Source organism: Gudongella sp. QWL-04, from assembly GCF_058683975.1.
This window is the reverse complement of record NZ_CM178754.1, coordinates 549,879-565,968: the sequence shown is the minus strand read 5'-3', so window position 1 is coordinate 565,968 and position 16,090 is coordinate 549,879. Positions and strand designations below refer to the sequence as shown.

The window sequence follows — 16,090 nt, the reverse complement described above, 5'->3', positions numbered from 1 at the left end:
CACCGTCCTATTTTTTATATTGTTCTCTACCTGACTTATATAAGTCGTTTCCTGCGCAGTCAATAATAACAGTTACCGGGAAATCTTCAACCCTAAGCTTATATATTGCTTCCGCGCCCAGGTCTGGGAATGCTATTACTTCAGCTTCCTTTATAGCCTCAGCCAACAATGCCCCAGCTCCTCCAATGGCAGCAAAATAGACTCCACTATGCTTTATTATGGAATCGACGACAGCTTTGTTTCTAAGTCCTTTACCTATCATACCCCTCAACCCTGCATCCATAAGCTGAGGAGTATAAGCATCCATCCTGCCACTTGTGGTTGGACCAGCCGATCCTATAGCCTGCCCGGGTTTTGCCGGGCATGGTCCAACATAGTAAATGGTCTGATCCTTTATATCCATTGGAAGCTCTTCACCTTTGTCAAGCATCTCAGCCAATCTTTTGTGTGCTGCATCTCTTCCTGTATAAATGATCCCATTGAGTAAGACCCTGTCACCAGCCCGCAAGGCTTTTGCTGTTTCCTCTGTCAATGGAGTATTTACAATTTTAGCCATTCCTATCACCTCCAACACTTAAATAACAGTTTCCTGATGTCTAGCAACATGACACTGGATATTAATTGCAACCGGCATACTTGCGATATGAGCTGGGAAGGTTTCTATGTGGACTGCTAATGCTGTGGTTCTTCCTCCGAAGCCTTGAGGTCCAATTCCCAGGTTATTGATTTCCTCAAGCAGTTCTTCCTCAACCTTTGCTACGATTGGATTTGGATGATGCTCCCCAACTGTCCTTAGCAGGGCTTCTTTTGCAATCAAGGTTGTTTTTTCTATAGTTCCACCAATACCGATACCTACTATGATTGGAGGACAAGGATTTGAGCCTGCTTTATCAACTGTATCAAGCACGAATTTTTTTATACCCTGAACGCCATCAGAAGGCTTAAGCATTGCCAATGCGCTCATATTTTCGCTCCCTCCACCTTTTGGTGCGAATATTATCCTGATGTTTTCCCCAGGAACGATCTTTGTATGGATTATAGCAGGAGTGTTATCCTTCGTGTTCTTTCTCTCAAAGAAAGGATCATCAACCGCTGACTTTCTTAGATAGCCATTCTCGTAACCTCTTCGCACTCCCTCATTTATAGCCTCATTAAGCTGACCTCCAACCAATCTTACATCCTGCCCGAGCTCCAAAAATACTACGGCAAGTCCACTATCCTGACATATTGGTACGTTTTTGGTCCTTGCAATTTCCTGGTTCTTAAGGATATCCTGAAGTGTGTCTCTCCCCAGAGGCGACTCCTCCTTCTCAAGAAAATCCTCAAGTGCCTTTTTGACGTCAAGAGGAAGGTAGTAATTGGATTCAATTGATAATCTTTCGATTTCATCTGTTATTTTTTGAACGTTTATTTCCCTCATCAAATCTCTTCCTTTCATATATAATTATCTCCCCTGCAAGACCGAGTCAAGCAGGAGAGATAATCGGTTGGGAATATGTTAGTCGGCTATTTGCGGCTCAGCCTCTCCAGCCTTCAATTGAATTGCCTCAGGATAATATCTGTGAACCATCTCAAGTACGATATGTGCTTGTCTTGCCATGTCTATACCATTTGAAGCAGTTGTCAGCTGGCCATGACCGGAAACGCAGGAGTTACCAGTCTTAAGAAATACAGGCGCACAGCATCTTACCATTTCAGGAGCTTCGTATACTCTTATGAATCCTCCTGATCCTGGTGGATTGTCGGTATGAAGATCCAAAGGAACGTCTACTGTTTGTCTGAGAGCTGCCAGCATTGGTATCGACAGGTCTCTGACAGGGTTGATAGAATCTGCACCAAGGTCCTGTAGAAGCTTAAAGCTTGCTGGATTTCCTTGACCATTGTGCGCTGAGTTCTTGAATTTCATTTCTGAAGGGAGTTCCCCCATCTTTCTAGCTTCATTAAGTACCCAAAGGAGTCCTTCGTCATATACTATAAGCCCTCTTATGCCAGCCTCAGCGATTCTCTTAGCATCCTCTATTGCTCTTGCTACTTGTTCCTGTCCTCTTAGTCTATATGCTATTACTCTGCCTTGCTCGCTAAGCCTGGTCGCTGATGTGTCATAAGCAGCTCTTGGTCCTATGGACATATTGAGACCGGCACCATGTGCTTTACATATTGCTGCATACTCCTTCAATTCGGTAAAGGTATGTCTGAATGCTCCGTAGGTTTCATCTACTCTGTTTATCTGGATACCAAGTCTTTCAGCTTCTTCGATAAGTGACTTACACGCTACTGCAGTGTTTATCGTTGGAACCTCGATCCCAAAATGTGCTCCACCTGGAAACCTTTTATCAGATGTTGGGCAGTTATCGGCATCGCCGGCAGGCAAACCGATTTTTACTAAGAACTCTCGGGTTTTCTCCATCATTTTGCAACAACCTCCATAAATTTTTTTGTAAAGATTTGCTGAGTGTTCAGCTGGCCGCGACAACCAAATCATGCCGAAACTTCAGATTTGGTTTATCATATTTTCACCATCATATATAGCAAGTACCATGCCAACATATTTCAATCAAATGAGTTTTTAATAATTATTTGTCAGTATTTATTGGTTAACGTTGGAATTACAACTTCTTCCGGATTATAAAAAATATATAGCAGATGCTGAGGGATTTGATCTATTGGAAACTGAATCTTAATTAAGAAAAAATCCAGCTTTTGATATTTTCATAATGAAAAGCTGAATTTTTCTATTTGAAACTATTTTTTTCAATTATATACGTGGTATGAATCCCATTTTTTTATATACTTTCCTGAGAGTCTTTGCAGCAAATGCTTCAGCCCGATCTGCACCCTCCCTATATATACTTTCAAGGAATACCTTGTCCTGCCTGTATTCTTTATATCTTTCCTGAATGGGTAATAAAGCCTTTGTAACTACTTCTGCCAAATCATCCTTAAATTCACCGTATCCCTTCCCATCATAGCTTGATACAATACTATCCACTGAGTTCCCTGATAAAACCGAGTAGATATTAAGAAGGTTTTTCAAGCCTGGCTGTTGATCGCTATAAGCAACTATTCCCAATGAATCAGTAACCGCTCTCTTTATTTTTCTCCTTATGGCATCCTTGTCATCCAGCATCAGGATAAATGCATTCTCATCCTTATCGGACTTGCTCATTTTTGATTCAGGGTCCTGAAGGCTCATTATCCTGGCCCCGAATTCCTTTATAAGTGGTTCGGGTACCACGAAGGTATCGCTGTACCTACTGTTGAACCTCTCAGCAAGATCTCTTGCGAGCTCCAGATGTTGTTTTTGATCCTCCCCCACAGGAACGAAGTCACTTTGATAAAGAAGAATATCTGCAGCCATCAATACAGGGTAAGTAAACAAACCAGCATTAAGGTTTTCATCGGACTTCTTAGACTTCTCCTTGAACTGAGTCATCCTATTAAGCTGCCCCATATAGGTTATAGTGTTTAATACCCAAGCAAGCTCTGCATGTGCAGGAACATGTGATTGGATAAAAAGAGTCGATTTTTTTGGATCCATACCAACAGCCAGGTATAATGACAGGACATCAAGAGAATGCGCTCTTAAATCCTTTGGAATTTGCGGAACAGTAACCGCATGCAGGTCAACTATACAATAATAACACTCATATTCATCCTGAAGCTCAACGAAATTTTTCAAAGCTCCGATATAATTTCCTATTGTCAGAGACCCTGATGGTTGAACTCCACTAAATACAACTTTTTTGTCCATTATCTTTCACTCCTTTTAAAATATAAAACCCTTCGTCCAATCAAGAGACGAAGGGTGATCCGCGGTGCCACTCTTTTTGCATTTCTGCCTGCTTTTATCCCTTAAGGCGAGATGATCCCTGTCCTATTTATTCAGACAACACTCCAGAGTCCATTCACAAAGGTCCTGCTGCCGTTTCCCACCAACCACGGCTCTCTTTTAGCTTTTCCTAAGTTACTATTCTCCATCACAGTATAATAAACTGATTATAACCTTTTAAACAATTGTTGTAAATAGGGTTGATATCAGTGGGTCTCATTAACCGATTACAGGGATTATTAGCTCCATGGCTCTCTCCAACGTTGATTTTTCAACCATTATGCTTGTACCGAAAGGGGATGATCCTGTAACTATCCTCATATATCCACCTGAACCTTTATTTTTAAGTATATATGGAATGCTATTATCATCCAGGATAGCTGTTACAATACCCAGCTCAAATTCATTATCAGATTCTATTAAGGTTACTAATTCCAGTTTGTCGTCCATTACAACTTCCTCCTTGATAAAACAAGTTAACTACAAAGGCTGTATACCCAAAGTGTACCCTCTACCAATCAAATGCGATTGACTTCCCTAAAGCAAGATACTCTCTGATCCAGGATGATATTTTTACGCTGGGAGGTACCTCTGAAGGAAGAACGTCTGCAGTAAAACCGATCCTTTCAGCCAAAAGCCTGGCTCTGTAAAGATGATATTTGCTGCTTACTATTAAGAATGAAGCCCCTTCTGCAGCTCCATTCACCTTGGCTTTCTCAAAGCTGAATTTCAGATTTTCTTTTGTATTCGTAGATTTGTCCTCAATGATAATCCTATTCGGAATAATACCTCTGTCCTCAAGATACCTTCTCATAGCTTCAGCCTCAGATACGGATTCTCCCTTCCCCTGCCCTCCTGAAACTATCGCTATAGTTCTGGGACTGGCTCGAAGGTATTCAATCGCCTTCTCCAGTCTTAAAATAAGTGATGGCGAAGGTATGTCATCATATAGTCTTGCCCCAAGGATTATCGCATAATCTGCATTATAATCTGGAATATTATCTATTTCACTGGATATAAGAATATGCATCGTCATAAAATAAATGAGGCCCAGAACCAAAAGGACCCCGGCGAAAATCTTTAGTTTTTTCATTTTGTTACCTCCTGCCCTCCAACAAAGCATCTACTGATACCTTATCGATAGGTTTGCTGAAATAATAACCCTGGGCTAGGTCACAGCCAGCATCCTTCAAAAAACTCAGTTGTTCCTCAGTCTCGACTCCCTCAGCCACGACCTTGATACCTAGTCTGTGTGCCAGGTCAATTACAGTCCTGACAATGTATGACTTGTCTTCGTCAATACCGATGGACCAGACAAATGACTTATCAAGCTTTATGATATCTATTGGTAGACTTTGCAGATACGTAAGAGAAGAATACCCTGTTCCGAAATCATCAAGAGCTATATGGATGCCCATTTCATGAAGAGTTTCTAATGCCTTAATGCTATCTTCCATATCACCAATAACTGCTGTTTCAGTGATTTCAAAGATGACTCTTCCATAATCAGTGCACCCTTCCAGATGTTGGCCTACTTTATTCATCCAGGAGCTTTTGCTGAGTGTATTCCCAGAAATATTAATTGATATCTTGAGATCGCCAAATCCAATGGACTTCCACTCAGATGTCTGTCTGCATGCGGTTTCAAGTACCCAGTCCTCGATTTTATCAATAAGGCCCGTCTCCTCTGCAAATGGGATGAAATCAAGAGGATATATTATACCCTTAAGAGGATGTAACCACCTGATGAGTGCTTCAAATCCAACCAGGCTTCCATCTAATAAATTGTATTGGGGCTGATAAACCAAGAAGAATTCACTTCTTTCCAATGCCATGCGCAAATCACTAGTCAATTGGATAAATGACCACGTCTTATCCTTCATAAAGTCATTATAAATCAAATATCTGCTCTTTCCTCCAGTCTTGGCATAGGACAATGCAGTATCGGCATTTTGCATCAGTATTTCAATTGTGTCTCCATGGTCCGGGTAAACTGCAACTCCTATGCTTGAAGATATCATGAAGTTGTGATCATTGTAGAGCCAGGGCCTTCTTATTACATCCATAAGCTCAGATAATCTCACTCTGAGCTCTTCATAGTCACTGAAACTTCCCAGCGTTACAACATATTCGTCTCCGCCAAACCTGTATACTCTGTCCTCGGGCTTGGCAAAGTTCAGTAAGTTCTCTGCAAACAACTTAATTAGAAGATCTCCAGCGTGATGTCCCATAGTATCGTTTACAAGTTTAAAATCGTCTATATCAATGTAGATGACTGCCATTTGCTTATTACTACTACAACCTAATACATAAGGTAGTTCTTCCCTTAGCTTAGCCATATTGGGGAGATCTGTCAGCCTATCCTTATACGCCAGTATCTCAAGTTTTTCCTCCATCGACTTTCTCTCGGTGATGTCAACACCTATAAATACCAGGCTTTCTATATAACCATCCTTCCAAACGTAGGTTTTGCTGAATAGCATGGTTTTTTCTGAACCATCCTTCGCCATTATCTTTATCTCAGTATTAGTTAAAGGTTCACCATTCATGAGTCCTGGAAGCATTTCAACTAATTCACTCTTTTGAGCATCATCACCAAGAAAATCAAATGCATTTTTCCCAACAAGTTCCTCCTGGGTATATCCGAATACTTTCTCAGAGTATAGATTGAACTTGGTAATAAGTCCATCCTTAGCACAGACGATTATAGAAATTGGAGCTTCCTTTAAGATGCCATTAACTAAGCCTTGCTCGAGCTTCAGGTTTTCCTGAAGCTGAAGCTGATGGGTGATGTCAGTATGTGAGCCCGCAAAGCTTTCAGCTTTACCAGCTCCATCCCTTACAGCTTTTCCTCTGCTTAAGATCCATCTGTAACTACCATCCTTAGCCTTGATCCTGAAGATATTCTCATATATCCCTTCACCATAATCAAGGTAGCTGTCAATCACCTTAACTCCGTAAACCAGATCCTCAGGATGAACAAAGGTCCTCCACTTTTCCATCGTATCAACTTCTGATTGCTCATTATCGGTATACCCAAATTCAGGCTTTGTAAGAGTAGATGTCTTATATGCACCCGTTGTGAGATCCCATGTCCAAAAACCATCATTTGCTCCTTCTACTGACAGATTGTACTGCAGCTGACTATCCTTGAGAGCTTTCTGGTAATATTCAAGCTGCTCAATTCTGTCTCTTAGCTCAGTCTGTGCTTTGCAAAGCTGGTCATGGGATTTATCAAGTTCAAGGTATCCTTGATATATCCTGTCAGTTGCAGCTTTAAACAGCTGGAGTCTGTTCCTGATCATAAAATAAAAGACAGACCCTGAAAGGAGGACATAAGCCCACCCCTTAATGGTCTGCATACTTTGGTAAGTCTCCGGATCAGCAATAAAAATGGAAAGCAATCTGTCTGAGAATAGTATCCAAGCTGCACCAATAGCTATATAGATAACTATTACTCTGAGGCTTTCTCGCCAGGGCACTATGCCATTCCTTAGCTCGTCAAAATGGTGGGACAAGCTTCCCCCATCATCTATAGTCTTATTTATTCTATCCAAATGCTTCTTATAAGACATGACTGCCTCCCGAATAATTCATTCTAGTTGTTAGAATATACCCATTTGTTTCATTCTATCACACTTTTGAAATCGATAGAATTATTTCGATGAATTTTTTTGCTGCAGGTGAGGGCTCTACCCCTTTAATTCTGCACAGACCGATGCTTCTTTCAGGAATATTTTCTGTTAGCTCCAGATGAAATAATCCCTCATTCTCAAGAAATTCTTCTGAATACTCTTTGACCACACAGGACACACCCAATCCTATCCTGGCAAATTGAAGCAAAAGATCATGGGATCCTAATTCTATCTCTGGATTAAGATCTACACCCTTTGATCTGAAAAAACTCTCAACGTACTGCCTTGACCTGGATGAGGAATCAAGCATGATCAGAGGAAGAGACGACACTTCAGGAAGACTTAGCTTACTCCCCTTAAGAACTGAATATCTTTCCCCTGCCACAAATATATCTCTTACCTTTTGTATCGGCTCGATTTCCAGTGAATTGTCCTCCAGAGGCAGATTAATAACTGCAAGGTCTATGTCACCCGACTTTACCAATTCACCAAGTTCCGAGGTAGTTCTGTTGATTATTTTCATTTTTATTGAAGGATAGCTCTTGTTGAAGCTTTCCAAATGCTGAAGAAGATAATATCTGGAAATTGTATCGCCAACCCCCAATCGGAGGTGCCCTTCTATAAGATCTTTACTATCCTGCACTCTTTTTTCTCCATTGACTATAAGATTTATCCCAGGGTTCACATGTTGGAACAAAAGCCTGCCTTCCTCAGTTAATACAACTCCTTTTCTTGTCCTTGTAAATAGTCGCACTCCAAGCTCCGACTCGATGGTTGCTATAGCCTGGCTCACAGCCGGCTGACTCATAAAAAGTGCGCTTGCAGCCTTTGAAAAACTACCATGAACTGCCACCTGATTGAATACTCTATACCCTTCAAGCTTACCCATAATATAAGCACCTCTTATTTCAACTATATTTAATATTTATTTTACTTATATCTTAGCATATTATATACTTTAATCAAAGGTCAATATCAAAGGAGAGATGATTGTGGAAAGAATCGTTGGTACCGTCTCAAGAGGTCTGAGAGCACCAATCTTAAAAGAGGGAGACGATATAGCTTCTATCGTAGTTGAAACAGTTTTACAAGCAGAACGTCAAGGTGAGTTCCAGGTCCAGGACAGAGATATAGTATGCGTAACTGAATCTGTAGTCGCAAGAGCTCAAGGAAACTATGCGACAACAAAAGATATTGCCAATGATGTCAGGTCAAAGTTTGGTGAAGAGACATTTGGTGTGGTTTTTCCTATATTGAGCAGAAACAGGTTCAGTATAATCCTTCGAGGCCTTGCTATGGGAGCCAGAAAAATAGTACTCATGCTCAGTTATCCTTCAGATGAGGTAGGTAATCATTTAGTAGATATGGATGTTCTCGACGTAAAGGGTATAAATCCATGGACTGATGTCCTGACTGAGGAGAAGTTCAGAGAGTACTTCGGCTACAACACTCACCCATTTACTGGCGTAGACTATATTGAATACTATAAGTCGATCATGGAGGACTGTGGTATTGATTTTGAAATAATCTTCTCAAACAATCCGCTTACCATACTGGAATATACCAAGAATGCCATTGCCTGTGATATCCATACCAGATCCAGAACCAAGTCTTTACTTAAGAAGTACGGTGGTCAAAAGATATTCGGTCTGGACGATATCCTCTCGGTACCTATGACTGGAAGCGGCTTTAATCAGGAATATGGATTGCTTGGATCAAACAAGTCTTCTGAGGACAGGATAAAGCTATTCCCAAGAAACAGCCAACCCATTGTTGAAAGGATCCAGAAAGAAATCCATGAAAAAACCGGAAAGATGGTAGAGGTAATGGTCTATGGCGATGGTGCCTTCAAGGATCCGGTCGGAAAGATCTGGGAATTGGCGGATCCTGTTGTATCTCCGGCATATACTAAGGGTCTAGATGGAACACCCTCCGAGATCAAGCTTAAATATCTCGCTGACAATCAATTCAATCATCTAAAGGGAGAGGAGCTAAAACGGGCAATATCTGACTATATCAGAAACAAAGACGAATCTCTCATTGGCAACATGGTGTCTCAGGGAACTACACCAAGAAGGCTTACAGACCTTATAGGTTCACTTGCTGACCTTACATCAGGAAGTGGAGATAAAGGTACTCCAATCATATATATCCAAGGTTATTTTGACAGCTATATCAAATAAAAAACGGCGCCCCAATAGAGGCGCCTATTTTACTACCAAAACCGATCTGCTTGCATAATTGAGCACCTTATTAGAGACGCTTCCAAGCAATGATCTTGCTGAAATGCTCATACCTCTCCGGCCCATGACGATAAGATCGATATCAAGCTCCTCTGCGGTATCTATTACTACTTCAGCTATATCACCATTTCTAAGAAGTGTATCAATCTCTCCGTCATAACCTACGCATAGCTCAAGAGCGTTACTAAGCACTCTCTTTCCATTCTCAATATTCCGCTGACTCACTTCAGAAGAATAATCCTGTTCAAGTATGTATGGATTGTCTCTCTGGCTGTTTACTACTGTTAGGATCGTAATGCGGCTCTTCTTTAATGAACCTATCTCCATTGCTTTTTCTAATGCCTTCATCGAATTATCTGAGCCGTCTACTGGTACTAGTATCCTGTCCATAAAGCACCCCCTGATTTTATCTAATCGTCTTCACAAATAATTTACCCTTGTTTGGATAATAATTACTCCTCTTCAAGAAATATTTTAACTGCCTCAACGATTTCTTCTTCGCCAATTATCAATAGGATGTCCCCTTCCTCCATTGTAGCATAAGGACCAGGAGAAAGTATCGTTTCATTGTTTCTTCTTATTCCAACTATGGTCGCGCCGGTATTTTGCCAGAAATTGACCTCTCCGATAGATTTTCCTATCATCCTGCATTCCTTTGATATTTCGAGCTCAAAGGGAGTCAGGGCTGTAGTATGGCTCAGGATACTGCTTCTTTCAATGATCCTGTCAATGGTCTCTAGAATCTCATCCTCAAGCCTTTGACGCTTCTCTATTTGCTCAGTCAACTTTATCCTGTATGATGTTACACTTTCTATGTTTTTAAATCTGTTGATATACTTGAAGGCCTTTTCCTTAGAAAGCACAGTAATGCCACTCCCCTTGGAGGATTCGACAACCCCTACATCCTCCAGGATCTTTACAGCTCGCCTTATTGTCTCCGGCGACACATTGTATGTGCCAGCCAAAGTAGATCTTCCATAAAGCTTCTCTCCCTCTTCATAGTTCCCTTTATAAATCGCATTTGCGATATCAAGGGCAATTTTTTCATATCTCGGACTGGAATAATTTTCTTCCATCTTCACACCTCGTCTGGTTATTTTTTTGCCTTCAAATTGTAGTAGCCTTGAATGATCTCTTCACCATTGATTGCCCTTCCGTCATATTTCCTTATGTTTCCAAATATCTGCAGGTTCGTATGCTCTCTTATGAGGCTATCAAGCTGGCCGGTGAAATTCTGTTCGACAGATATTATTCTTTCTGCTTTGCTGCCTAGTTTATTAAGAAGCTCTGTAGGAAATGGCCATATATCTCCATAAACCAGTGCACCCACTTTCTCACCGGCTTGGTTGAGATTTTTAACTGCCTCCTTCAACGCACCCCAGGTAGCTCCGAATGCAATCAATAACTCTTCGGGGTTCTCAGCTCCAAAGTACCAAGGCTCCTGTAGATCATCCTTAAGGTACTCCAGCTTTCTCATCCTCTTCTTCATCATATTCACTCTGGTCTCAATCGACTCATCTATGTTTCCGTATTCATTGTGCTCATGGCTGTCAACAAGGACTATCTTATCACCACATCTTCCTGGGATAAGCCTTGGCGAAACCCCTGAATCGGTATACATATACCTCTTATACCTTCCTCCCGGCAGTGAGACAGGGTCTGCAAGATGTCTGTCTATAGTCACCTTAGTAAAGTCAAAGGGTTTCAAGGTGATCATATAGTCGGTCAGGTATTCCTCTGTCATAAGTATGACCGGAATCTGATATTTTTCTGCAATATTAAACGCCCTTGCCGTCTGATAGAATGCGTCCTCGGGGTTTCTAAGGGTTATTACCATCTTTGGAAATTCTCCGTGACCTGCGTGTATTACGAACCGAAGATCTCCCTGTTCTGTTCTGGTGGAGAGACCTGTTGCAGGGCCTGGCCTTTGTGCATTTACAATAACCACAGGAGTCTCCAGGATCCCTGCCAAGCTCAGAGCCTCACACATCAAAGCAAAGCCTCCTCCTGAAGAGCCAGTCATCGCTCTGACACCAGCATAGGCAGCTCCCAATGCCATATTAAGAGCTCCTACCTCATCCTCTATCTGATCTACAACAATACACATCTCCGAAGCCTTCGAGGATATGTAGCTCATGACGCTTGTTGACGGAGTCATTGGATAACCGCAATAGTATTTTACACCAGCGGCTATGGCACCAAGGGCCAGGGCTTGGTTTCCGTTTATTATTATTCGCTCATCTTTTTTTCTTGGAAGCTTCTGCTTTTCATCAACCAAGGAATATCCCGCGTTAAGAGCGTTAAGATTGACCTCCAATATCTTCCCATTAAAGTTTTCTTTAACAACCTGATCTGCAATCTCTATATCCATTCCAAGCATTTTTACTATTGCTCCAAAACCTACAGTTGGAAATGTCTTCTGATTCCCGGAGTCTCTGGATGTCTTTGCAAGTGGAAGATGGTGGATGTCACTATCTGGATAAATCTCATCGTCTGCTATGATGACTCCATTCTCCTTAAGTCTGCCTCCATGGATATCAATTGTTTCCTCTGTAAGGGCAAATATCATGTCCAGCTTTGTCGAGTATGTATAGACAGGTTCGTCAGAAAACCTGACTTGCATAAAATTATGACCGCCTCTGACCATAGACATATAATTCTTATATGTGAATACCTCGTAGCCACTTCTTTTGATCGTTTTTTCAAGCATTAGAACTACGGTCTCTATTCCCTGTCCTGCTGCTCCACCAACTAAAATCGTATAGTCCATCTCTATCCCCCCTAAATAAAATCTGCCATCAACTTTTCGGCATCAATGGGGTCAAGCTTGGAATCAACCAAAGCTGGTCCATTTTTAACAAAGGAGAATCTATCTTCATAAGTCTCCCTTTCAACTTTGTATAATATGCCTGTAGGTATTATGTCGCCAAATTCCAATGCCTTCGTAAAAGCTGCCTCAAAGTCAGTGTAGTCGTGATCCTCGTTGAGCTTATAAACTCTGTCTTTATACCATTGGAACGTGTTGACCTTGTTCCAGACAACACATGGCTGTAAAATGTCCAAATGTGCATAGCCACGGTATTGGATAGCTTCCTTCATAAGTTTTACAAGCTGGGGAATATCACCTGAGAAGCCTCTCGCTACAAAACCAGCTCCCATAGTAAGTGATAGAGCCAACGGCTTGACAGGCTCTACCTTTACCCCTTCAAATTGCAGTGTAGTCACCTGACCCATTGCTGTCGTAGGAGAGCCTTGCCCCTTTGTAAGGCCGTAAATTTGATTGTCGTGTACAAAGTGGGCGATATCTATATTCCTTCGTATAGTATGTATGAAGTGATTGCCACCTTCTCCATAGGTGTCACCGTCGCCTGATTCGACAATAACAGTCAGCTCCTTATTGGATAGCTTGGCCCCAATCCCTGGTGGAAGAGCTCTGCCATGTAATCCATTGAATCCATTAGTATCAATATAATGCGGCATTTTAGCAGCTTGTCCTATCCCTGTAAAGATAACCGCTTTCTGAGGAGGTATCTCAAGCTCCTCCAATGCCATCTTTAATGCAGTTCGTATCATGTAATTACCACAACCTGGACACCAGGATGGGTCATAAAGCTTGTATTCACAGTTCATTGGGCAAACCTCCCTTTTTAGCTACTTAACAACATTATATAGCATAATTCATTTTTCATACAGTATTAATTGAATTTTGTATTTTTTCAATTCTTTTGGGATTTGGTATTGCAATGACTGATTTTCAGCTATATGATTAAGATGGCCGTCTAAACGGGAACAGATTAATAATCATCAGGAGGATCGTATGAATAAAAAATTAAGAGAATACGGAATCAATCTTGGTCATCTTCCAACCGGGAAGAACAATTTGATCACTGACGTAGCCGGAGTCAAGGTTGGTCATGTTACATTGGATTCGGGTAGTACAAAGACTGGTGTTACAGCTATTATCCCTCATGAGGGTAATGTCTTCAGAGAAAAGCTGGTTGCAGCGAGCCATATAATCAATGGCTTTGGGAAGACTCAAGGCCTTGTTCAGATCGATGAGTTGGGAACAATAGAGACTCCAATACTACTTACCAACACACTAAGTGTTGGAACAGCTCACAAGGCTGTGGTTGGCTACATGCTTGAAGGAAATGAGGATATTGGGGATACTACAGGAACAGTTAATCCAATAATTGGCGAGTGTAATGATGGAGTTCTTAACGAAATCAGAAAACCATCCGTTACTGAGAAGCATATTCTGGAGGCAATAAAATCTGCGGATATAATCTTCCAGCAAGGAAATGTAGGCGCTGGCACAGGGATGGTCTGTTACGATCTAAAAGGAGGAATTGGCTCTGCTTCAAGGTTAGTTCAACTTGGAGGTAAAGAGTATACTGTTGGAATACTTGTACTCTCCAATTTTGGCTCGATGGAGGACCTTATGATCAGAGGGAATCCTGTTGGAGAGAAAATAAAAGAGGATCTGTCCATAACGGAACCAGGAAAGGATAAAGGCTCTATTATGGTGATCCTTGCAACTGACATTCCACTAAGCTCACTTCAGTTAAAAAGACTCCTGAAGAGAACTCAGTCAGGAATTGCCAGAACCGGTGCGTACACTGGAAACGGATCTGGAGAAGTTGCAATAGGCTTCACAACAGCCAACAAAGTTAAACATTATGAAGAAAGTGCATTTGTTGATCAAAAAGTGATCCATGAAGACCTTCTGGACATAGTGTTTAAGGCTACTGTTGAAGCAACTGAAGAAGCCGTATTAAACTCCCTTATATGCTCAAACACAGCAGTTGGAAGAAATAATAGGAAGATATTCAGTCTAAGAGACTTTTCAAAATTTCTTTAAGATTGCTGCTTTATAGCAAAGACCTCCGCTTGGAGGCCTTTGCTATAAAGCGTAGATATGATGTTTTTCTTTCTTGTCGACTATTCTCGCAGGCGATCCTACAGCAGTAGCTCCTGCAGGAATATCCTTCAAAACTACTGAATTTGCACCTATCTTGGCGGCTGCGCCAATTGAAATTGGACCAAGTATCTTTGCTCCTGAGCCAATTACAACCCCATTTCCTACGGTAGGGTGTCTTCTGATCCCTCTGCTCCCTCCAATGCCGCCAAGCGTTACACCATGGTAAATGGTAACATCATCGCCCACCATAGCAGTTTCTCCAATAACCACTCCCATTCCATGATCGATGAAAAGTCTATTCCCTATTTTAGCACCAGGATGGATCTCGATCCCTGTAATCCTTCTGGAGTACTGGGATAACAATCCCGCAGCAAGATGATGACCATGCCCGTTAAGATAGTGAGCGATCCTATGCCAGAATAGTGCCTTTACGCCTGGATAAAGCAGAAGTATCTGAATCATACTCCTGGCAGCAGGGTCCTTCTTAAGAATATTTTTACTATCATCAATCAATTGTCTGAGAATCATAAGCTAACCCCAAATAAATCAGTAGATAGATATCTTTCACCTGTGTCAGGTAATACCGTTAGAACCTTTTTATCCCTGCCAAGCTCTCTTGCTATCCTTATCGCTGCAGCAAGATTGGCGCCAGAGCTTATCCCTGACAATATTCCAGCTTTCTCTGCAAGGTATCTTGCCCCCTGGAAGGCTTCCTCCTCACTCATGTCTATTATCCTGTCAACCAGCTCTATTGATAAAATTTCAGGGATAAAATTGGCTCCTATCCCTTGCAACCCATGCCCAGAGGGTGATCCTCCAGTAAGTACAGGTGATTTTTCAGGCTGAACAGCGGCAATAATTATACTTGGATCTCTTGATTTAAGAACTTTTGCAACACCTGTAACTGTGCCCCCCGAGCCCACACCTGCAACAAATGCATCCAAGCTGCCCTCAAAATCCTTCCATATCTCCTCACCAGTCGTCTTTATGTGTGCATTGATATTTGCGGGATTTGTAAACTGACCGGGCATATAGTAACCTCTCTCTGTTACCAGTTCCTTCGCCTTCTCTACTGATCCATTCATTCCCTTTGCACCTGGAGTAAGAATAAGTTCCGCTCCGTATGCAGAGATCAGCCTCCGCCTTTCCAGACTCATTGTTTCAGGCATCACAATGATGACTTTATATCCCTTTGATGCTCCGAGCATAGCAAGAGAAATCCCAGTATTCCCACTGGTAGCCTCAACTATTGTTTGCCCAGGATATAATAACCCCTTTTTTTCAGCATCCTCAAGCATGAATAGTGCAGCCCTGTCCTTTACACTTCCTCCGGGATTAAAGCTTTCAAGCTTGACATATATTTCTGCTATATCCTTCTCTATGTGGCCTAAATTGATAACTGGCGTCCTCCCAATCAATGCTCCAATATTCTTGTAGATCATAATTTATCATCCTTTCTTTT

16 protein-coding genes and 1 other annotated feature are annotated in these 16,090 nt (G+C 41.6%); of the genes, 2 read left to right on the top strand and 14 right to left on the bottom strand.

The window, feature by feature from the left end; all coding sequences use genetic code 11:
* Positions 1-7: 7 nt before the first annotated feature.
* The 8 genes from AC4PHB_RS02785 to AC4PHB_RS02750 all read right to left on the bottom strand — a co-directional run bounded on the left by AC4PHB_RS02785 (position 8) and on the right by AC4PHB_RS02750 (position 8,353).
* Positions 8-556, bottom strand: coding sequence for a Fe-S-containing hydro-lyase (locus AC4PHB_RS02785; RefSeq protein ID WP_492137149.1), 549 nt, complete (start codon positions 554-556; stop codon positions 8-10).
* An 18-nt stretch (positions 557-574) separates the two neighbouring features.
* Positions 575-1,438, bottom strand: a complete 864-nt coding sequence (locus AC4PHB_RS02780; protein WP_492137148.1) for a fumarate hydratase — start codon at positions 1,436-1,438, stop codon at positions 575-577.
* Positions 1,439-1,498: 60 nt separating this feature from the next.
* Entirely contained in the window at positions 1,499-2,410 is a 912-nt protein-coding gene (locus AC4PHB_RS02775) for a hypothetical protein (protein WP_492137147.1), read from the bottom strand.
* A gap of 345 nt (positions 2,411-2,755) precedes the next feature.
* The gene (gene trpS / locus AC4PHB_RS02770; RefSeq protein WP_492137146.1) at positions 2,756-3,751 is read right to left on the bottom strand and encodes a tryptophan--tRNA ligase; all 996 of its coding nucleotides are present in this window, start codon (positions 3,749-3,751) and stop codon (positions 2,756-2,758) included.
* Between the two features lie 40 nt (positions 3,752-3,791).
* Positions 3,792-3,990, bottom strand: a binding site (T-box leader).
* Positions 3,991-4,048: 58 nt separating this feature from the next.
* Entirely contained in the window at positions 4,049-4,279 is a 231-nt protein-coding gene (locus tag AC4PHB_RS02765; RefSeq protein WP_492137145.1) for a putative signal transducing protein, read from the bottom strand.
* A 61-nt stretch (positions 4,280-4,340) separates the two neighbouring features.
* Complete coding sequence (locus tag AC4PHB_RS02760) at positions 4,341-4,922, bottom strand: YdcF family protein (protein WP_492137144.1); 582 nt, start codon at positions 4,920-4,922, stop codon at positions 4,341-4,343.
* A gap of 4 nt (positions 4,923-4,926) precedes the next feature.
* Positions 4,927-7,404, bottom strand: a complete 2,478-nt coding sequence (locus AC4PHB_RS02755) for a sensor domain-containing protein (protein WP_492137143.1) — start codon at positions 7,402-7,404, stop codon at positions 4,927-4,929.
* A gap of 58 nt (positions 7,405-7,462) precedes the next feature.
* The gene (locus AC4PHB_RS02750) at positions 7,463-8,353 is read right to left on the bottom strand and encodes a LysR family transcriptional regulator (protein ID WP_492137142.1); all 891 of its coding nucleotides are present in this window, start codon (positions 8,351-8,353) and stop codon (positions 7,463-7,465) included.
* Between the two features lie 103 nt (positions 8,354-8,456).
* Between AC4PHB_RS02750 and AC4PHB_RS02745 the strand changes: the two genes are divergently transcribed.
* The gene (locus AC4PHB_RS02745) at positions 8,457-9,647 is read left to right on the top strand and encodes a coenzyme F420-0:L-glutamate ligase (protein WP_492137141.1); all 1,191 of its coding nucleotides are present in this window, start codon (positions 8,457-8,459) and stop codon (positions 9,645-9,647) included.
* 24 nt (positions 9,648-9,671) lie between these two features.
* Here the strand turns inward: AC4PHB_RS02745 and AC4PHB_RS02740 are convergent, their stop codons facing one another.
* The 4 genes from AC4PHB_RS02740 to AC4PHB_RS02725 form a co-directional block, all read right to left on the bottom strand.
* Entirely contained in the window at positions 9,672-10,097 is a 426-nt protein-coding gene (locus AC4PHB_RS02740) for a universal stress protein (RefSeq protein WP_492137140.1), read from the bottom strand.
* A gap of 62 nt (positions 10,098-10,159) precedes the next feature.
* Positions 10,160-10,783, bottom strand: a complete 624-nt coding sequence (locus tag AC4PHB_RS02735; RefSeq protein WP_492137139.1) for a GntR family transcriptional regulator — start codon at positions 10,781-10,783, stop codon at positions 10,160-10,162.
* Positions 10,784-10,800: 17 nt separating this feature from the next.
* Positions 10,801-12,477 (bottom strand): 2-oxoacid:acceptor oxidoreductase subunit alpha, encoded by a 1,677-nt coding sequence (locus AC4PHB_RS02730; protein ID WP_492137138.1) that lies wholly within the window; start codon positions 12,475-12,477, stop codon positions 10,801-10,803.
* A gap of 11 nt (positions 12,478-12,488) precedes the next feature.
* Positions 12,489-13,337, bottom strand: a complete 849-nt coding sequence (locus AC4PHB_RS02725; RefSeq protein ID WP_492137137.1) for a 2-oxoacid:ferredoxin oxidoreductase subunit beta — start codon at positions 13,335-13,337, stop codon at positions 12,489-12,491.
* 187 nt (positions 13,338-13,524) lie between these two features.
* On the opposite strand from AC4PHB_RS02725, the gene AC4PHB_RS02720 reads away from it, so the two are divergent.
* Positions 13,525-14,568, top strand: a complete 1,044-nt coding sequence (locus tag AC4PHB_RS02720) for a DmpA family aminopeptidase (protein WP_492137136.1) — start codon at positions 13,525-13,527, stop codon at positions 14,566-14,568.
* Positions 14,569-14,610: 42 nt separating this feature from the next.
* Here the strand turns inward: AC4PHB_RS02720 and epsC are convergent, their stop codons facing one another.
* Together epsC and cysK are read right to left on the bottom strand one after the other, a co-directional pair.
* Positions 14,611-15,156 carry a serine O-acetyltransferase EpsC gene (gene epsC / locus AC4PHB_RS02715; RefSeq protein WP_492137135.1) on the bottom strand — a complete coding sequence of 182 codons (546 nt, stop codon included), beginning with the start codon at positions 15,154-15,156 and terminating at the stop codon, positions 14,611-14,613.
* Positions 15,153-16,070: a cysteine synthase A gene (gene cysK, locus AC4PHB_RS02710; protein ID WP_492137134.1), complete on the bottom strand. Its 918-nt coding sequence runs from the start codon at positions 16,068-16,070 to the stop codon at positions 15,153-15,155. Before cysK ends, epsC begins: the two co-directional genes overlap by 4 nt.
* Positions 16,071-16,090: the final 20 nt, after the last annotated feature.